The sequence below is a fragment of the Ramlibacter pinisoli genome, from assembly GCF_009758015.1.
Classification (GTDB): Bacteria; Pseudomonadota; Gammaproteobacteria; order Burkholderiales; family Burkholderiaceae_C; genus Ramlibacter; species Ramlibacter pinisoli.
Genome location: NZ_WSEL01000002.1, coordinates 171652 through 189866, shown reverse-complemented (window position 1 = coordinate 189866; position 18215 = coordinate 171652). Strand labels below are relative to the sequence as shown.

The 18215-nt window shown below is 72.5% G+C and carries 18 protein-coding genes; 10 read left to right on the top strand and 8 right to left on the bottom strand.

Translation table 11 applies throughout. From position 1 onward, the window contains the following. From hpaH to GON04_RS00930, 5 genes are read left to right on the top strand one after another with little or no spacing between them, the layout of a single operon-like run. The gene (hpaH, locus tag GON04_RS00950) at window positions 1-801 is read left to right on the top strand and encodes a 2-oxo-hept-4-ene-1,7-dioate hydratase (protein ID WP_157396127.1); all 801 of its coding nucleotides are present in this window, start codon (window positions 1-3) and stop codon (window positions 799-801) included. An 18-nt stretch (window positions 802-819) separates the two neighbouring features. Beyond that, a complete protein-coding gene (locus GON04_RS00945) occupies window positions 820-1647 on the top strand; it encodes an aldolase/citrate lyase family protein (protein ID WP_157396126.1) in 828 nt (275 codons plus the stop codon). 10 nt (window positions 1648-1657) lie between these two features. Continuing rightward, window positions 1658-2434, top strand: a complete 777-nt coding sequence (locus tag GON04_RS00940; protein WP_157396125.1) for a class II aldolase/adducin family protein — start codon at window positions 1658-1660, stop codon at window positions 2432-2434. A 4-nt stretch (window positions 2435-2438) separates the two neighbouring features. After that, entirely contained in the window at window positions 2439-3419 is a 981-nt protein-coding gene (locus GON04_RS00935) for a 2-dehydropantoate 2-reductase (protein WP_157396124.1), read from the top strand. Then, window positions 3416-4330, top strand: coding sequence for an EamA family transporter (locus GON04_RS00930; protein WP_157396123.1), 915 nt, complete (start codon window positions 3416-3418; stop codon window positions 4328-4330). Before GON04_RS00935 ends, GON04_RS00930 begins: the two co-directional genes overlap by 4 nt. Window positions 4331-4469: 139 nt before the next feature. Here GON04_RS00930 and alr read toward each other — a convergent pair whose 3' ends face one another. Beyond that, window positions 4470-5567, bottom strand: coding sequence for an alanine racemase (alr, locus tag GON04_RS00925; RefSeq protein ID WP_157396122.1), 1098 nt, complete (start codon window positions 5565-5567; stop codon window positions 4470-4472). Between the two features lie 128 nt (window positions 5568-5695). On the opposite strand from alr, the gene lplT reads away from it, so the two are divergent. The 3 genes from lplT to GON04_RS00910 are packed head-to-tail and all read left to right on the top strand — an operon-like array spanning window position 5696 to window position 8368. Next, the gene (gene lplT / locus GON04_RS00920) at window positions 5696-6985 is read left to right on the top strand and encodes a lysophospholipid transporter LplT (protein WP_157396121.1); all 1290 of its coding nucleotides are present in this window, start codon (window positions 5696-5698) and stop codon (window positions 6983-6985) included. After that, window positions 6972-7886 carry an EamA family transporter gene (locus GON04_RS00915; RefSeq protein WP_157396120.1) on the top strand — a complete coding sequence of 305 codons (915 nt, stop codon included), beginning with the start codon at window positions 6972-6974 and terminating at the stop codon, window positions 7884-7886. Before lplT ends, GON04_RS00915 begins: the two co-directional genes overlap by 14 nt. Next, window positions 7883-8368 (top strand): glutathione peroxidase, encoded by a 486-nt coding sequence (locus tag GON04_RS00910; RefSeq protein ID WP_157396119.1) that lies wholly within the window; start codon window positions 7883-7885, stop codon window positions 8366-8368. The genes GON04_RS00915 and GON04_RS00910 overlap by 4 nt, the downstream gene beginning before the upstream one ends. Window positions 8369-8387: 19 nt before the next feature. Here the strand turns inward: GON04_RS00910 and glcF are convergent, their stop codons facing one another. The 3 genes from glcF to GON04_RS00895 all read right to left on the bottom strand — a co-directional run bounded on the left by glcF (window position 8388) and on the right by GON04_RS00895 (window position 11686). Beyond that, entirely contained in the window at window positions 8388-9617 is a 1230-nt protein-coding gene (gene glcF / locus GON04_RS00905; protein WP_181653567.1) for a glycolate oxidase subunit GlcF, read from the bottom strand. Between the two features lie 5 nt (window positions 9618-9622). Next, window positions 9623-10720 carry a glycolate oxidase subunit GlcE gene (gene glcE / locus GON04_RS00900; protein ID WP_157396118.1) on the bottom strand — a complete coding sequence of 366 codons (1098 nt, stop codon included), beginning with the start codon at window positions 10718-10720 and terminating at the stop codon, window positions 9623-9625. Between the two features lie 63 nt (window positions 10721-10783). Beyond that, window positions 10784-11686 (bottom strand): SMP-30/gluconolactonase/LRE family protein, encoded by a 903-nt coding sequence (locus GON04_RS00895; RefSeq protein ID WP_157396117.1) that lies wholly within the window; start codon window positions 11684-11686, stop codon window positions 10784-10786. 91 nt (window positions 11687-11777) lie between these two features. On the opposite strand from GON04_RS00895, the gene GON04_RS00890 reads away from it, so the two are divergent. Beyond that, window positions 11778-12443, top strand: coding sequence for a hypothetical protein (locus GON04_RS00890; RefSeq protein WP_157396116.1), 666 nt, complete (start codon window positions 11778-11780; stop codon window positions 12441-12443). Window positions 12444-12688: 245 nt separating this feature from the next. Here GON04_RS00890 and GON04_RS00885 read toward each other — a convergent pair whose 3' ends face one another. Genes GON04_RS00885 through GON04_RS00875 form a run of 3 tightly spaced genes read right to left on the bottom strand, consistent with a single transcriptional unit; the run spans window position 12689 to window position 15414 of the window. Then, on the bottom strand, window positions 12689-14200 hold the full coding sequence (locus tag GON04_RS00885) for an ammonium transporter (protein ID WP_157396115.1): 1512 nt from the start codon (window positions 14198-14200) through the stop codon (window positions 12689-12691). A gap of 25 nt (window positions 14201-14225) precedes the next feature. After that, window positions 14226-14564, bottom strand: a complete 339-nt coding sequence (glnK, locus tag GON04_RS00880; RefSeq protein WP_157396114.1) for a P-II family nitrogen regulator — start codon at window positions 14562-14564, stop codon at window positions 14226-14228. A 28-nt stretch (window positions 14565-14592) separates the two neighbouring features. Then, complete coding sequence (locus GON04_RS00875) at window positions 14593-15414, bottom strand: TorF family putative porin (protein ID WP_157396113.1); 822 nt, start codon at window positions 15412-15414, stop codon at window positions 14593-14595. 226 nt (window positions 15415-15640) lie between these two features. Between GON04_RS00875 and GON04_RS00870 the strand changes: the two genes are divergently transcribed. Continuing rightward, window positions 15641-17164 (top strand): YifB family Mg chelatase-like AAA ATPase, encoded by a 1524-nt coding sequence (locus GON04_RS00870; RefSeq protein ID WP_157396112.1) that lies wholly within the window; start codon window positions 15641-15643, stop codon window positions 17162-17164. 12 nt (window positions 17165-17176) lie between these two features. Here the strand turns inward: GON04_RS00870 and GON04_RS00865 are convergent, their stop codons facing one another. Then, window positions 17177-18100: a YihY/virulence factor BrkB family protein gene (locus GON04_RS00865; RefSeq protein WP_157396111.1), complete on the bottom strand. Its 924-nt coding sequence runs from the start codon at window positions 18098-18100 to the stop codon at window positions 17177-17179. Window positions 18101-18215: the final 115 nt, after the last annotated feature.

Below are 18215 nucleotides of genomic sequence, written 5' to 3'. Positions count from 1 at the left end.
ATGTTCACGCCCGACCACATCGCGCAGCTGGCGCAGGAACTGGACACCGCCGAGCGCACCCGGGTGCAGGTGGAGCATTTCTCCAAGCGCTTCCCCGGCATGACGGTGGAGGACGGCTACGCCGTCTCACGCGCCTGGGTGGCGCACAAGATCGCCGCCGGCCGCACGGTGCGCGGCCACAAGATCGGGCTGACCTCGCGCGCCATGCAGCTGTCCAGCCAGATCGACGAGCCCGACTACGGCACCTTGCTGGACGACATGTTCTTCGAGCCCGGCCCCATCCCGGCGCAGCGCTTCATCGCGCCGCGGGTCGAGGTGGAACTGGCCTTCGTGCTCAAGCGCACGCTCGAAGGCTGCAAGGTCACCATCGACGACGTGCTGGACGCCACCGACTACGTCACCCCGGCCTTCGAGATCATCGACGCCCGCATCGAGCAGTTCGACCGCCACACGCGGGCGATGCGCAAGGTGCAGGACACCATCAGCGACAACGCGGCCAACGCCGGCATCGTGCTGGGCGGCACCCGCGTCGCCCCGCGCGCCATCGACCTGCCGTGGGTCGGCGCCATCCTGCGCCAGAACGGCGCCGTCGAGGAGACCGGGCTGGCGGCCGGCGTGCAGGGCCATCCGGCCATCGGGGTGGCCTGGCTGGCGATGAAGCTCGCGCCCTGGGGCGAGAGCCTGCAGGCCGGCGAGGTGGTGCTGGCCGGCTCGTTCACCCGTCCGGTCGCGGCCCGCGCCGGCGACCGCTTCGAGGCCGACTACGGCCCGCTCGGCCGCCTCGACTTCCAGTTCCACTAGCCTTCGAGGGGACACCCCATGCAGACACCCGTCAACCCGTTCAAGCAAGCCCTGCGCGAGCGCCGCGTGCAGATCGGCCTCTGGCAGGGCCTGGCCAGTCCCTATGCCTCGGAGATCTGCGCCGGCGCCGGCTTCGACTGGCTGCTGATCGACGGCGAGCACACGCCCAACGACCTCAACAGCACCCTGCAGGCGGCGCAGATCATCGCCGGCTACCCGGGCACGCACGCCATCGGCCGCGTCGCCATGGGCCACGGGTATGTCGGCCAGATGCTGATCAAGCAGTACCTCGACCTCGGCCTGCAGACCCTCCTGGTGCCCATGGTGGACACCGCCGAACAGGCGCGCGAGCTCGTGCGCAGCATGCGCTACCCGCCGCAGGGCGTGCGCGGCATGGCCGGCGCCCGCGCCTCGCGCTGGGGCCGCCATCCCAACTACGGCAAGGAAGCCAACGACCAGGTCTGCCTGCTGGTGCAGATGGAGACGCAGCAGGCGCTGGACAACCTGGATGCGATCCTGGCGGTGGACGGGGTCGATGGCGTCTTCATCGGCCCGGCCGACCTGTCGGCCTCGCTCGGCCACGTCGGCAACGCCGCCCACCCCGAGGTGCTGCGCACCATCGAGGGCGCCGTTGCCCGCATCAACCAGGCCGGCAAGGCGGCCGGCATCCTGTCGACCGACGATGCCCAGTCGCAGCGCTGGATCGACCTGGGCGTGCTGTTCGTCGCCGTCGGCCTGGACAACAGCATCCTGGTGCGCGGCACCGCGGCGCTGGTGGCCAAGTTCAAGGGCCGCGCGGCGGCGCCGGCGCCGACGCCCGCCCCCGGCGCCAACCCGTACGCCTGACGGAGCCGCCATGAACGCCGTCCTCCGGCCGGGCCCGGCCGCGATGCACCCGGACGAATGGCAGGCCCGGGTGCAGCTGGCCGCCTGCTACCGCATCTTCGACCTGCTCGGCTGGACGGAGATGATCTACAACCACATCACCGTGCGCCTGCCCGACAGCGTGACCGGTGGCGAGCGCCAGTTCCTGATCAACCCGTTCGGGCTGCACTACGGCGAGGTGACCGCCAGCAACCTGCTCAAGATCGACCTGCAGGGCCACAAGCTGGATGCCAGCCCCTGGCCGGTGAATCCGGCCGGCTTCACCGTGCACGCGGCGATCCACGGCGCCCTGCCCGACGCCCACTGCGTCATGCACACCCACACCACCGCCGGCCTGGCGGTGGCCTGCACCGCCGCCGGGCTGGCGCAGAACAACTTCTACTCGGCGCAGCTGCACGGCCTGGTGGCCTACCACGACTTCGAGGGCATCACCATCCACGCCGACGAGGCGCCCCGGCTGCTGCGCAACATCGGCGACAAGCCGCTGGTGATCCTGCGCAACCACGGCCTGCTGGCCTGGGCGGCGACGCTGCCGCTGGCGTTCGTGCGCCTGTGGACGCTGCAGCGCGCCTGCGAGATCCAGCTTGCCCAGGCCGCCCTCGGGCCGGCGCTCGCGGTGCCCGAAGCGGTGGCGGCCAAGACCACCCATGACTCGTTCCAGTTCGACCAGCAGTTCGGCGCCGGCCAGGACGTCTTCGACGCCCTCACCCGCCGCATCGACCGCCTCGACCCCTCCTACCAGTCCTGATCCCATGAAGGTTTGCATCTACGGCGCCGGTGCCATCGGCGGCTGGATCGGCGCCCGGCTGGCGCGCTCGGGCGCCCAGGTCAGCGTGGTCGCGCGCGGCGCGACGCTGCAGGCGCTGCAGCGCCACGGGCTGCGGCTGGAGGAAGGCGGGCAGCTGCAGGCGGCGCCGGTGCGCGCCAGCAGCAGCCCGGCCGAGCTCGGCGTGCAGGACCTGGTGGTGGTCGCCGTCAAGGCGCCGGCGCTGGCCGAGGTGGCGCAGGCCATCGGCCCGCTGCTGGGCCCCGACACCCGGGTCCTGACGGCGATGAACGGCGTGCCGTGGTGGTTCTTCGAGGGCTTCGGCGGCCCGCTGGCCGGCACCCGGCTGCGCACCGTCGACCCCGAGGGCCGCATCGCGCAGGCCATTCCCGGCCGCCAGATCATCGGCTGCGTGGTCCACGCCAGCTGCGCGCTGACCGAACCGGGATGCGTCAGGCACCACTTCGGCAACACGCTGATCGTCGGCGAGCCGGCCGGCGGCGCCAGCGAGCGGCTGTCCGCGCTGGCGGCGCTGCTGCAGCGGGCCGGCCACGAGGTGGTGGTGTCGCCGCAGATCCAGCGCGACGCCTGGTACAAGCTGTGGGGCAACATGACCGTCAACCCGGTCAGCGCCATCACCGGCGCCACCACCGACCGCATCATGGCCGACGACCTGGTGCGCGGCTTCATCTCCAGCGTGATGCTGGAGGCGCGCGAGATCGGCGCCCGCATCGGCATCCCGATCGAACAGCTGCCGGAGGACCGGCACCAGGTCACCCGCAAGCTGGGGGCCTTCAAGACCTCGATGCTGCAGGACGTGGAGGCCGGCAAGCCGGTCGAGCTCGACGCCCTGGTGGCGGTGGTGCGCGAGCTCGGGCAGCTGACCGGCGTGGCGACGCCGTACACCGACGTGCTGCTCGGGCTGGCGCGGCTGCACGCGCGCGTGCACGGGCTGTACCCGGCATGACGGCCGTCCTGCCGTCCGGCCGCGCGCTCAGCGGCGCCGCCTTCGCCACCCTGCTGCTGATCGCGCTGATGATGGGCGCCAACCACGTGGCGGCGCGCATCGCGTTCAACCACGGGGTCGATGTCGCCACCGCGGTGGTGTTCCGCAGCACCGTCACGGCCGGCGTCATCGTCGCCCTCCTGGCGCTGCAGGGCGTGCGGGTGCGCTTCACGACGCGCCAGCGGCGCTTCCTGCCGGCCATCGGCCTGCTGATCGGCGTCCAGAGCCTGTGCCTGTATTCGGCGGTGGCGCGGCTGCCGGTGGCGCTGGCGCTGCTGGCCTTCAACACCTACCCGATCTGGACCGCCCTGTGGTCGGCGCTGGTCTACCGCCACAAGCCCGAGCCGGCGACGCTGCTGGCGATGTCGGTGATCCTGTTCGGGCTGGCGCTGGCGCTCGACGTGCTGGGCGCCGCCTCCGGGCTCGGCGCCGCCGGCCAGTGGAGTCGCATCGGCGCCGGGGTGGCGTTCGCGCTGGCGGCCGGCGCCACCTTCGGCCTGGCGCTGGTGCTCACCCAGCACGAGGCCGGCGACGTCGACGGCCGGGTGCGCACCGCCACCACCATGGGCTGCGCCGCGCTGGTGGCGCTGGCCACCGTCGGCGTGCAGGGCGGCTTCCACCTGCCCGACGCCGCCGCCGGCTGGGGCGGGCTGGCCGCCCTCACCTTCCTCTACGGCACCGCCTTCACCATCATGTTCACCGTGCTGCCCAAACTGGGCGTGGTGGGCAATTCGGCCATCATGAACGTCGAGCCGGTGTTCGCGCTGGTGCTCGGCTGGCTGGTGCTGGGCCAGTCCATCGCGCCGATCCAGGTGGTCGGCGCGCTGGTCGTGGTCGGCGCTGTCGTCGTGCTGGGGTTGCGCAAGCGCTGAGGGAGCCGAACACCCGTTCGCACAAGACACCGTCCGCAGAAGACGCGAAGGTTGCGCAGAAGGCGCAGAGGCGATCCGTGGATCGACGCCCGCGCGTTCGGTCCTTTCTTCTGCGTCGTCTGCGTGCGGGTGTCCGCCTTCAGGCTTCGACCACCACCGGCACCCGCGGTGCCAGCGCGCACAGCAGCTCGTAGGCCACGGTGCCGCCGGCGCGCGCCACCTCGTCGACCGGCAGCACGGCGCCGCAGGACGAGCGGCCCCACAGCACCGCCTCGCTGCCGATGCCGGCGGCAGGCACCGGCGACAGGTCGACCGTGACCATGTCCATGCTGACCCGGCCGACCAGCCGGGTGCGCACGCCGTCGACCAGCACCGGGGTGCCGGTGGTGCAGTGGCGTGGGTAGCCGTCGGCATAGCCGCAGGCGACCACCCCGATGCGCAGCGGCGCGTCGGCCACGAAGCTGGAGCCGTAGCCCACCGTGTCGGCCGGCTGCAGCTGCTGCACGCCGATGATGCGGCTGGCCAGGGTCATGGTGGGCTGCAGCTGCCAGTGCGCGGTGTCGTGCTCGGGGAAGTCGGGCGCGCTGCCGTAGACGGCGATGCCCGGGCGCACCCAGTCGGCCCGCACCGCGGGGTCGCGGCCATGGCGCAGGACGGCGGCGCTGTTGGCCAGCGAGCGTTCGCCCGGCAGGTCGCGGCTGGCCTCGGCGAAGGCGCTCAGCTGGTGGGCGATGCCGCGCGCGGCATCGGAGTCGCTGAAGTGCGTCATCAGCGAGATCTCGTCGACCTGCGGCAGCGCCTGCAGGCGCGCATAGGCGGTGCGGAAGTGGGCCGACGGGAACCCGAGCCGGTTCATGCCGGAATTCATCTTCAGGAACACGCGGTGCGGCTGCTGGGTCTTGTGCGCGGCCAGCATGTCGATCTGCTCTTCGCAGTGCACCACGTGCCACAGCTGCAGGCGCGAGCACAGCTCCAGGTCGCGCGCCTCGAACACGCCTTCGAGCAGCAGGATGGGGCCGCGCCAGCCGAGGGCGCGCACCCGCTCGGCCTCCTGCAGATCCAGCAGCGCGAAGCCGTCGGCGGCGCGCAGGCCCTCGAACACGCGCTCGATGCCGTGGCCGTAGGCGTTGGCCTTGACCACTGCCCACAGCTTGGCGTCGGGCACTGCGCGGCGCAGGCGATCGAGGTTGTGGCGCAGGGCCTGGGGATGGATGGTGGCCAGGATCGGGCGCGGCATCGGGCGGCTGGGCTCAGGGGAAAGACGAGGATTTTGGCATTACCGCCCGTGATATAACCCGTCGGCTTGGAGGCAGCAGCAGTCAATTTCCCCGCATCGCGCCCGCCGCCGGGCACCATGCCCAAACAATGAAGCGCGGCTTCTACACCATCATGGCGGCGCAGTTCTTCTCGTCGCTCGCCGACAACGCGCTGTTCGTCGCCGCGGTGGAACTGCTGAAATCGGGCGGCGCCGCCGAATGGCAGCGCGCCGCGCTGGTGCCCATGTTCGCGCTGTTCTACGTCGTGCTGGCCCCGTTCGTGGGCGCCTTCGCCGATGCGCTGCCCAAGGGCAAGGTCATGTTCCTGAGCAACGCGATCAAGGTCGTGGGCTGCCTGCTGATGCTGTTCGGCACCCACCCGCTGATGGCGTACGCGATCGTCGGCCTGGGCGCGGCGGCCTACTCGCCGGCCAAGTACGGCATCCTCACCGAGCTGCTGCCCTCCTCGCAGCTGGTCAAGGCCAACGGCTGGATCGAGGGCCTGACCATCGCCTCCATCATCCTGGGCATCCTGCTCGGGGGCCAGCTGGTGGGCCATGCGGTCGCCGGCCGGCTGCTGGCGATGGACTTCCCGATGATGGACACCGGGGTCGACACGGCGCCCGAAGCGGCCATCGCGGTGCTGATCCTGGTCTACGCGGTGGCCGCCTGGTTCAACACGCGCATCCCGCACACCGGGGTCGAGATGCGGCCGATCCCGCGCAACGCGCTGGAACTGGTGCCCGACTTCTGGACCTGCAACTCGCGCCTGTGGCGCGACAAGCTGGGGCAGATCTCGCTGGCCACCACCACCCTGTTCTGGGGCGTCTCGGGCAACCTGCGCTACATCATCCTGGCCTGGAGCGCCGCCGCCCTGGGCTACAGCACCACCCAGGCCTCCAGCCTGTCCGGCGTGGTGGCGCTGGGCACGGCGGTGGGCGCCGTCCTCGCCTCGGCCCGCATGCGGCTGGATAGCGCCACCAGCGTCATGCCCATGGGCATCGCCATGGGCCTGCTGGTCATCCTGATGAATTTCATCGGCAACGTCTGGGTGGCGGCGCCCTTCCTCATCCTGCTGGGCGGCCTGGGCGGCTTCCTGGTGGTGCCGATGAACGCGCTGCTGCAGCACCGCGGCCACAACCTGATGGGCGCCGGCCGCTCGATCGCGGTGCAGAACTTCAACGAGCAGGCCTGCATCCTCGGCCTGGGTGCCTTCTACAGCCTGTCGGCCGGGCTGGGCCTGTCGGCCTTCGGCGCCATCACGGTGTTCGGGGTGGTGGTGGCCGGCGCCATGTGGCTGATCCAGCGCTGGCACGCCAGCAACCTCGTGAAGCACCGCGAGGAACTCGATCACCTGCTGCGCATCGCCCGCCAGGACACCGGCCATGGCGGGGCCTGACGGCCGCGCCACCGCCGCCCTCGCCCTGGTCGTCAACGCGTTCGTCTGGGGCGTCTCCTGGTGGCCGTTCCGCCACCTGCACCAGCACGGCCTGCACCCGCTGTGGGCCACCGCGGCGATCTACGTGCTGTCGCTGGCCGTCCTGCTGGCGCTGTGGCCGCGGGCCTGGCGCGGCGCCGCCGGCCAGCCGCAGCTGTGGCTGCTGCTGGTCGCCGCCGGCCTGACCAACGTCGGCTTCAACTGGGCCGTGACCGTCGGCGACGTGGTCCGGGTGGTGCTGCTGTTCTACCTGATGCCGGCCTGGAGCGTCCTGCTCGCCTGGCCGCTGCTGGGCGAGCGGCCGACGCCGGCGGCGCTGCTGCGGCTGGGCGTGGCACTGGCCGGCGTGGTGACGATCCTCCAGACCCCCGGCACGCCGTGGCCGGTGCCGGAGAGCCTGGCCGACCTCCTCGCGCTGCTGGGCGGCTTCAGCTTCGCGCTCACCAACATCCTGCTGCGCCGGCTGCAGGCGGCCCCGGCCGTCACCCGGGTCGCCACCATGTTCGCCGGTGGCGCGCTGGCCGCCGGCGGCGCCGCCCTGGTCGGGCTGGCGCAGGGCACGGTGGCCGCGCCGGCGGCGCTGCCGCTGCCGGCGCTGGGCGTGGGCCTGCTGCTCAGCCTGGGGTTCCTGGTCGGCAATGCGGCGCTGCAATACGGGGCCTCGCGGCTGCCGGCCCAGACCACGGCGCTGGTGATGCTGTCCGAGGTGCTGTTCGCCAGCGCCACCTCGGTCGCGGCCGGCGCGGCCGAGCTCGCGGCGCGCACCTGGACCGGCGGGGCGCTGATTCTCGCGGCGGCCGCATGGTCGGCCTGGGCGGCCCCCGGGCCCGCCAGGCCGGCCCGCGCACAATCGGCCGCATGACCACCGCCTACGATTTCGAGGTCCGCCGCATCGACGGCCAGGCCGTGCCGCTGCGCCAGTACGAAGGCCAGGTGCTGCTGGTGGTGAACACCGCCAGCGCCTGCGGCTTCACCCCGCAGTTCGCCGGCCTGCAGGCGCTGCACCAGCAGTACGCCGGGCGCGGCCTGGTCGTGCTGGGCTTCCCGTCGAACCAGTTCGGCGCCCAGGACCCGGGCAGCAACGCCGAGATCGCGCAGTTCTGCCAGCGCAACTACGGCGTCGACTTCCCGATGATGGAAAAGATCGAGGTCAACGGCGGCGGCGCCGACCCGCTCTACCAGTGGCTGACGCGGGAAGCGCCGGGCCTGCTGGGCACCACCGGCATCAAGTGGAACTTCACCAAGTTCCTGGTCGGCCGTGATGGCCGCGTGATCCGGCGCTACGCGCCCCAGGACGCACCGGCCTCGCTGGCCGCCGACATCGAGGCGGCGCTGGCGGCCTGAGCGCCGCGCCGGGGCCGGCTCAGGCCGCGACGATGGCCTCGTCCAGCACCTCGACCCAGTGCCGCACCGGGGTGGCGGTGCCGCTTTGCAGGTGGGTGATGCAGCCGATGTTGGCCGACAGGACGGCGCGCGGCGCCAGCGCGCCCAGGTGGCCGAGCTTGCGGTCGCGCAGCTGGCCGGCGATGTCGGGGTGCAGCACGGAGTAGGTGCCGGCCGAGCCGCAGCACAGGTGGGCCTCGTTCGGCGCGACGCGCACGTCGAAGCCGAGCGCCTGCAGGTGGGTCTCGACCCCGCCGCGCAGCTTCTGGCCATGCTGCAGCGTGCACGGCGGGTGGTACGCCAGCACGCCCTCGGGCGCGCGCACCTTGCCCTGCAGCGCGCCGGCGATCGCCGGCAGCAGTTCGCTGAGGTCGCGCGTCAGGCCGCTGATGCGGGCCGCCTTGTCCGCGTACTGCGGGTCGTGCTTCAGGTGGTGGCCGTACTCGCGCACCGTCACGCCGCAGCCGGAGGCGTTCATGACGATGGCCTCGATCTCGCCGCGCTCGACCCAGGGCCACCAGGCGTCGACGTTGCGCCGCATCTGCTCCAGGCCGCCGGCCTGGTCGTTCAGGTGGAACTTCACCGCGCCGCAGCAGCCGGCGGCCGGCGCCAGCAGCGCCTGGATGCCGGCGGCGTCGAGCACGCGGGCGGTCGCGGCGTTGATGTTGGGCGCCATCGACGGCTGCACGCAGCCGGCCAGCATCAGCACCTTGCGCGCATGGCTGCGCGTCGGCCAGCGCCCGGCCGGCTGCGCCGCCGGCACCTTGGCCTTGAGGACGCCCGGCAGCAGGCCGCGCACCGCCTGGCCCAGCTTCATCGCCGGCCCGAACAGCGGTGACGTCAGCCCCTCCTTGAGGCTCCAGCGCAGCGCCTGTTCGCCGGCGCCGCGCGGCACCTTGGCCTCGACGATGCGGCGGCCGATGTCGACCAGGTGGCCGTACTGCACCCCGCTCGGGCAGGTGCTCTCGCAGTTGCGGCAGGTGAGGCAGCGGTCCAGGTGCAGCTGGGTCTTCCCGGTCGGCTGCTCGCCCTCGAGCACCTGCTTGATCAGGTAGATGCGGCCACGCGGGCCGTCGAGCTCGTCGCCGAGCAGCTGGTAGGTCGGGCAGGTGGCGGTGCAGAAGCCGCAGTGCACGCACTTGCGCAGGATCGCCTCGGCGTCCTGGCCGTCGGCGGTGCCGGCGAATTCGGGGGACAGGTGGGTCTGCACGGGGACTAGAACTCGGGGGCCAGGCGGCCGCGGTTGAAGATGCCGGCCGGGTCGAACTGCCGCTTGAGTTCGCGCTGGATCCGGTCCAGGGGCGGCGCCGGCGGCTGGAAGCGCCGCTGCGCACCGGCAGTGGCGGTGCGGAACAGGGTGGCATGGCCGCCGGCCGCCAGCGCGGTCCGGCGCAGCCGCTCGGCGCCGGCCGCATCGGCCGGATCGAGTGCCAGCCAGCGCTGGCCGCCATGCCACTCGACCAGCGGCGGCTCCGGCCCTTCCAGCACGGGCGCGGTCTGCGGCACCGACAGGCGCCACAGGTCGCGCCCGGCGCGGGCGGCGAACCAGGGCAGCTGCTGGTCGCGGCAGCCCTGCCAGTGCGCCGCGGCGGCGGCAGCGTCCGGGCGCTCGCCCCCGAGGGTGCGGCAGGCGGCGTCGACCGCGGCCACCGCGCCGCGCAGGCGCAGCAGCAGCGTGCCGCGGCCGCTGTCCTCGTGCCAGCTGCTGGCGTTCAGCGGCAGCGGCTGGCCGCCCCAGGCGTTCAGGCGCTGCAGGGCCTGCGCCTGCGACAGCTCGAACGCCAGCGTCGCCTCGGCCGGCGCCCGCGCCAGCACCTTGAGGCTCACCTCGACGAGCAGGCCCAGCGTGCCGAGCGCGCCGACCATCAGCCGGGAGACGTCGTAGCCGGCGACGTTCTTCATCACCTGGCCGCCGAACGTGAGCAGCTCGCCCTGGCCGTTGACCAGCGACAGCCCCAGCACGTAGTCGCGCACCGCGCCCACGCTGGCGCGCGCCGGCCCGGACAGGCCGGCCGCCACCATGCCGCCCACCGTGGGCGCGCCGCCGAAGCGTGGCGGCTCGAACGGCAGGCACTGGCCGCGCCCGGCCAGCACGGCTTCGAGCTCGGCCAGCGGCGTGCCGGCCCCCACCGTGACCACCAGCTCGCTCGGCTCGTAGCTGCGGATGCCGGCCAGCCCGCGGGTGTCGAGCAGCTCGCCCTCCAGGCGGTCGCCGTAGAAATCCTTGCTGCCGCCGCCACGCAGGCGCAGCGGCGTGCCGGCCGCGGCCGCCGCACGGATGCGCTCGATGCAGGCAGTGAGGGCGGCTTCCATGCGCCCGATGGTAAGCGCCGCCGCCGAGCCGGCCAGGCGGCCAGCCCCTGAAGTTTTTTGCCGTCAGTCGCTGAAGAAATTGACGGCCAGCCCCGGCACCGCGACCCGGGTCGCCACCACCCGGCCGGACAGCGGGTAGTGCGCCCGTTCGGCCGCCGGCCGGTTGCCGGCGCTGGTGAGGTAGAGCGTGCGCAGGTCGTCGCCGCCGAAGCACGGCATGGTGGGGCAGGGCATCGGCGTCGCCAGCTCCTGCAGCAGCGTGCCGGCCGGCGACAGCTGCACCAGCCGGCCGCCCTCGTAGAGCGCGCACCAGTAGTTGCCGTCGCGGTCGACCGCCGCGCCGTCGGGACGGCCGCCATAGCCCGGCTGGCCGGGCTGCCAGCCGGCCGGCTTGGGCGCGAACTGGTGGAACAGGCGCGGGCGCGCCAGCCGGTTGCCGGCCGCGTCCCAGTCCCAGGCGCGCACGGCATGGGCCTGGGTGTCGGCCCAGTAGACGGTGTCGGCGGCCGGCGACCAGGCCAGCCCGTTGCCGGTGGTGGCCTCGCCGGCCAGCCGCGCCAGGGCCGCGCCGGCCTCCAGGCTGAACAGCTCGGCGCGTGCCGCATGCTTGGGCTCGAACAGCGTGCCGGCCCAGAAGCGGCCGCGCGGGTCGGCCTTGCCGTCGTTGAAGCGCGTGGTGGCCGCGTCGTAGGGCGCCGGCTGCAGCAGCTCGAGGTCGCCGCCCCAGCGGCGCGCGCGGTAGATGCCATCACGCAGCGCGACCACCAGCCCGCCGCTGCGCGCCGGCGCGATGCAGCCGGGATCCTGCGGCACCGGCCAGCTGTCCACGCGGCCATCGGCCGGGTCGACCCGCCGCAGCCGGCGGCCGGGGATGTCGATCCAGTACAGCCGCCGCTCGTGCGGGTGCCAGAACGGCGACTCGCCGAGCTGGTCGGCGGCGTCCACCACGGGCTGCCAGCGCTCCATCACGTGCTCCGTCGAAGTGAGCGGCGATTCTGCCCGCAGCGTCTGCCGATGAGTCCCGCCGCGGGCGACGAGTCGCTACCATGGACCACCGATGACTGCCTCCAGCCCTCCCGAAGCCCGCCTGCTGCGGGTCGAATCGGCCCGCTATGCGCTGCTGCGCCGCCTGGCCGCCGGCATGCGCCACCAGCTGGTCATGCACCTGCAGCCGATCGGCATGGTCACCGAGGTGATGGCGCGCCGGCTGCGCCAGCCCGAGCCCGACCTGGCCCAGTTGCACGACGGCGTGCACAAGGTCAACACCTATTCGCGCGCCGCCGTCGACGCCTGCCTGGACGTGATCACCTGGCTGGCGCCCGACCCGGCCGCCACGCTGTCCGTGGACGCCGCCGCGAAAGAATGCCTGGAGCTGCTGCGCAGCAACCTGAGCTTTCGCGGCTTTGCCCTGCGCAGCGAGGTGCAGGCGCTGCCGCAGCCGGTGGGCCGCACGGCGGTGCGCATGCTGCTGGCCGGCAGCCTGCTCGCCCTCACCGACGCGGCCAAGGCGCCCGCCGACCTGGTGCTCAGCGCCACCGCCGACGAGTACGCGGCCCGCCTCACGATCGAGCTGCGCCCCAGCCAGGCCGACGTCCCGCCGGCCGGCGATCCGCCCTACCGCGCCCTGCGCTGGGAAGAGATCGACGCCATGGCCGACGCCGAGGACGTCCGCATCGAGCGCACGCCCACCTCCGTCACCCTGACCTTCAACGTCCTGGAATAAGCGCTGGATTCAGCCAGGCCGGCGTAGCCGGCGAGCCGTTCGCGCGGAATGCATTGCAGCGCGAACACCCTTTGACCCTGATCCGGCTCCGCCGGTCCAGGGTCAACTGTTTGTAGAGCCACTCGCGAAACGCGCAGCGTTTTGCGAGTGGCGCCCAAAAAAAAGGCCCGCCGAAGCGGGCCGAACATCCAAAGGAGACTCTTGCTTGACAAGCCTGCCTCGGCGCTGCCGCCGCGGCAGCCCGATCAACGGTTGTAGGCGGATTCGCCGTGCGAGGAGATGTCGAGGCCTTCGCGCTCTTCTTCCTCGGTGACCCGCAGGCCGACCACCAGGTCGACGATCTTGTAGGCGACGAAGGCCACCACCGCCGACCAGACGATGGTGGTCAGCACGCCCTGCAGCTGGATCCAGACCTGGCCGCCAATCGAGTAGTCGGGGTTGACCTTGTTGGCCACGTAGTCGTACACGCCCATGCCGCCCAGGGACGGCGAGGCGAACACGCCGGTCATCAGCGCGCCCAGGATGCCGCCCACGCCGTGCACGCCGAACACGTCCAGCGAGTCGTCGGCGCCCAGCAGGCGCTTGAGGCCGTTGACGCCCCACAGGCAGACCAGGCCGGCCAGCAGGCCGATCACGATCGAGCCCATCGGGCCGACGAAGCCGCAGGCCGGGGTGATGGCCACCAGGCCGGCGACGGCGCCGGAGGCGGCGCCCAGCATCGAGGCCTTGCCCTTGGACAGTGCCTCGCCCGAGATCCACGACAGGGTGGCGGCGGCGGTGGCCAGCAGCGTGTTGACGAAGGCCAGGGCGGCGACGCCGTTGGCTTCCAGGTTGGAGCCGGCGTTGAAGCCGAACCAGCCCACCCACAGCATCGCGGCGCCGACCATGGTGAGGGTCAGGCTGTGCGGCGCCAGGGCTTCCTTGCCGTAGCCCACGCGCTTGCCGATCACGTAGGCGCCCACCAGGCCGGCGACACCGGCGTTGATGTGCACCACGGTGCCGCCCGCGAAGTCGAGCGCGCCCTTGGCCCACAGCCAGCCGGCCGCGGCCGTCACGGTGTCGAGCGTCTTGGCGTCGGTGATGGCGTCCGGGCCGTCCCAGTACCAGACCATGTGGGCGATCGGCAGGTAGCTGAACGTGAACCAGATGACGCAGAACAGCAGCACGGCCGAGAACTTGATGCGCTCGGCGAAGGAGCCGACGATCAGCGCGCAGGTGATGGCGGCGAAGGTGGCCTGGAAGGCGACGAACGTAAGCTCGGGGATGACCACGCCCTTGCTGAAGGTCGCGCCCACCGAGTCGGGCGTGATGCCGGCCAGGAACACCTTGCTGAAGCCGCCCATGAACGGACTGCCACCGGTGAACGCCACGCTGTAGCCGTACAGGGCCCACAGCACGTAGATCAGCGCGGTGACGACGAACACCTGCATCAGCACCGACAGCATGTTCTTGCTGCGCACCAGGCCGCCGTAGAACAGGGCCAGGCCGGGGATGGTCATGAAGATGACCAGGGCGGTGGCCACGGTCATCCAGGCGGTGTCACCCTTGTTGGGGACCGGCGCCGACGCCGCGGCTGCGGCGGGTGCCGCGGCGGCAGCGGCCGCGGCCGGCGCAGCCGCCGTGCCTGCAGCGGGAGCGCTCGCATCGGCGGCGGGAGCGGCCGCGGCGGCCGGCGCGGCAGGGGTCTGCGCCAGGGCCGCCACGCTGCCGCCGAGGAGACCCAGCCCGAGGGCGAGGGAAGCGAGTAGCTTTCTCATGGTTGTCTTTTCCTCAGTTGACTGCTTAGAGAGCGTCCTTGCCGGTCTCGCCGGTGCGGATGCGGACGACCTGCTCGAGGTCGTAGACGAAGATCTTCCCGTCACCGATCTTGCCGGTGCGGGCGGCGGCCTCGACCGCCTCGATGACGCGCTCGACGAGGTCGTCGGCGACCGCGGCTTCGATCTTCACCTTGGGCAGGAAGTCGACGACGTATTCGGCGCCGCGGTACAGCTCGGTGTGCCCCTTCTGGCGGCCGAAGCCCTTGACTTCGGTCACGGTGATGCCCTGCACACCGATGCCGGACAGGGCTTCGCGCACTTCGTCCAGCTTGAAGGGCTTGATGATGGCGGTGACGAGTTTCATGCTTGCTCCAGGGCCTCGGAAGGCAGGGTCAGAAAGTCTTGCCGACCGACAGCACCAGCCCGGTCTTGCCGGCGGCCTTGGTCGCGCTCAGGTCGGTGCCGGCATAGCCCTTGTGGGACGTGCCGACGACGGCAGCGGTGAACATGTAGCCGCTGAAGTCCTTGCCCACGCTCAGCTTGTAGTCGCCGACGCTCTTGGGCAGGCTGGCGCCGCCGACGTCGCTGGTCAGCGTGAACTGGCCGTTGTTCTTCAGGGTCAGCAGGCCGTAGTGGGCGCCGACGATGAAGCCGCTGAAGTCCTGGCTGTACGACAGGTCGAGGTAGGTGGTGCCCTTGGTCGACGACAGCGCGGTGCCGCCGATCTCGCCGGTCACCGTGGCGAGCTGGAAGTAGTCGTCGATCGCGTAGTACAGCTTGCCGGAGAAGGGGCCGTAGGACAGGCCGGCGTAGATCTCCTTGTTGTCGATCTTGGTCCCCAGGCCGGTGGTGGCGGCGGTGTCCTTGCCGCTCTTCGGGTAGTAGTAGTAGATCGCGCCGAGGTCGTAGCCCACGCCGCTGAACTCGCCCTTGTAGCCGCCGTAGAAGTCCATCTCGAGGCTGGCGCCGTTGTACAGCGTGTCCTTGACGTTGGAGTTCCAGTTGCCGACATAGAAGCCGGACTTGTGGGCGATGTCGAACCCGCCCTGCAGCGCCGGGCCGTAGTTGGTCTGGGTGAAGCCGCGGAACCGGTAGTCGGATGCCAGCGTCACGTTGCCCGTGACCGTCCAGTCGGGCTCGGGCGCCTTCGTCTGGGCGAAGGCGGCGCCCGACAGCACCAATGAGGACAGCAGCACGGTGGTTTTGAAATTCATGGGGTTCTCGCTCCGTCTTGGTAAAAAAAGGTTGCTGGCGACCCTCTAAGCAGGACGCGTGCCAAATGTCACAAGGGATGGCGCGACTGTCGGCCGGGCCGTGCCGCGAGCCGTTGCAGGGCCTCGGAGACGGCTCAACCAGCCGTTTTGCACCGTCCGAGTGCGTTCTTGTTTTTCCTGGCGTGCACCACGGACAGCCACGCACCCAAACAGGGAGGGACCTGGCATGAGCTTGTCTTTGGTGCGCAGCCGCGCACTGCTGGGGCTCGAGGCCGCGCAAGTCACGGTCGAGGTGCATCTGGCCTGCGGCCTGCCCAGCTTCACGCTGGTCGGGCTGGCCGATGTCGAGGTCAAGGAGGCGCGCGAGCGGGTGCGCTCCGCCCTGCTGACCTGCGGCCTGGACTTCCCGCACGACCGCCGCATCACCGTCAACCTGGCGCCGGCCGACCTGCCCAAGGACTCGGGCCGGTTCGACCTGCCGATCGCGCTCGGCATCCTGGCCGCCAGCGGCCAGCTCGACGGCGCGGCCCTCGACGGCTTCGAGTTCGCCGGCGAGCTCTCGCTGTCCGGCGAATTGCGGCCGGTGCGCGGCGCGCTGGCCATGAGCCTGGCGCTGCGCGCCGGCGCCAGCGGCACCCAGCTCGTGCTGCCCCCCGGCAGCGCGGAGGAGGCGGCACTGGTGCCGGGCGCGCGGGTCTGGCGCGCCGCCCACCTGATGGACGTGGTCGGGCGCTTCCAGCCCGGCGCCGCGGCGCCGCCGGCCGGCTGGCAGGCGGTGCGACTGGAGCCGCCGGCCGGCCAGGCCCGCCACGCCGACCTGGCCGACGTGAAGGGCCAGGCCGCGGCCAAGCGGGCGCTGGAGATCGCGGCGGCGGGCGGCCACGGCATCCTGCTGGTCGGCCCGCCGGGCTCGGGCAAGTCGATGCTGGCGCAGCGCTTTGCCGGCCTGCTGCCGCCCATGTCGGTCGACGAGGCGCTGGAAAGCGCCGCCATCGCCAGCCTGGCCGGCCGCTTCGAGCTGGCCCGCTGGGCGGTCCGGCCGACCTGCAGCCCGCACCATTCGGCCAGCGCGGTGGCGCTGGTGGGCGGCGGCTCGCCGCCGCGCCCGGGCGAGATCTCGCTCGCCCACCGCGGCGTGCTGTTCCTCGACGAGCTGCCGGAGTTCCCGCGCGCGGCGCTGGAGGCACTGCGCGAGCCGCTGGAGACCGGCCACATCACCATCGCCCGGGCCGCCCGCCGGGCCGAGTTCCCGGCCCGCTTCCACTTCATCGCCGCCATGAATCCCTGCCCGTGCGGCTGGCGCGGCGCGGCCCACCGCAACTGCCGCTGCGCTCCCGACCAGGTGAGCCGCTACCAGGGCAAGCTGTCGGGGCCGCTGCTCGATCGCATCGACCTGCACGTGGAGGTGCCGGCCCTGGGGCCGCAGGAGCTGCTCGGGGCGCCGCCGGGCGAGCCGTCGGCGCAGGTGCGCGCACGCTGCGCGGCCGCGCGCGCGCGCGCGCTGGCGCGCCAGGGGGTGGCCAACCAGCGGCTGGAGGGCGCCGACATCGACACCCACGCCCGCCTGGACGGCGCGGCGACGGCCTTCCTGCACCACGCCGCCGGCCGCCTGGCCTGGAGCGCCCGCGCCACCCACCGCGTGCTCAAGGTCGCCCGCACGGTGGCCGACCTGGACGGCTGCGCCGAGGTGCAGGTGGCGCACGTGGCCGAGGCGGTGCAGTACCGGCGCGCGCTCGCCACGCCGGCCTAGGGGGGCGGCCGGTCAGCGGGCGTAGGCCGGCCCGGCCGCGGCCGGCGCTGCCCGCGCGGCGCGCTCGGCCCGGGCCTCCTCGGCCGCCTTGGCGCAGCCGGCCGAGAACAGCAGCACCGCGCCCGAGAAGTACATCCATATCAGCAGCACCACCAGCGACCCGGCCGCGCCGTAGGCCGAGACGACCGCCGCCGTCGACAGGTAGAACGTGAGCAGCTGGCGGCCGACGGTGAACAGGATCGCGCCCACCACCCCGCCCAGGACCAGGAAGCGCAGCCCCGGCTTGGGCCCGCCGCTCAGGCGCATCAGGGCCACGAACAGTGCCGCGCACAGGCCGAACGAGGCCAGCTCGTTGAGCACCCGCAGCACCGCCTCCAGGGCGGCGCGGTCGCCGGCCCAGCCGGCGGCGACCGCCAGCACGGTGGACAGCACCAGCGACACCAGCAGCAGGAAGCCGAACACCAGGATGTAGGCCACGCCGCGCAGGCGCAGCGAGGCGCTGTGCCACCAGCTGGGCCGGGGCGGCGGGCCGCCGTCGGACCAGACCCGCGCGAACGACTCCTGCAGTTCGCCGAACACGCCGGTGGCGCCGAACAGCAGCACGCCGAAGCCGACCACGGTGGCCAGCAGCCCCTGGCCCGGCTCGCGCGCGCTGGCCAGGGCCTGCTGGATCACCGCCGCGCCCTGCGCGCCGACCACGGCGTCGGCCTGGTGCACCAGGGTCTGCTGCAGCGTCTGCCGGTCCACCCACCAGCCCAGCATCGCCACCATCACCAGCAGCAGCGGCGCCAGGCTCAGCATGCCGTAGAACGACATGGCGGCCGCCATGCGCATGCCGCCGGCGCCGCTCCACAGGTTGGCGGCGCGCACGAGGGGCCGCAGCGGGCGCAGCAGGCGGTCGGCCGCGGCCCGGGCGGCGGCTGGAAACCGGGTCATGGCCCCAGCATGGTTGGGCCGGCCGGCGACAACCATCGGCGCTGCCCGTCGCCCGCCGTAGGCCGCTGCCGACGCGCCGCCGGGAACGGTCGGTTGCGAGACGGGATCGGAGATC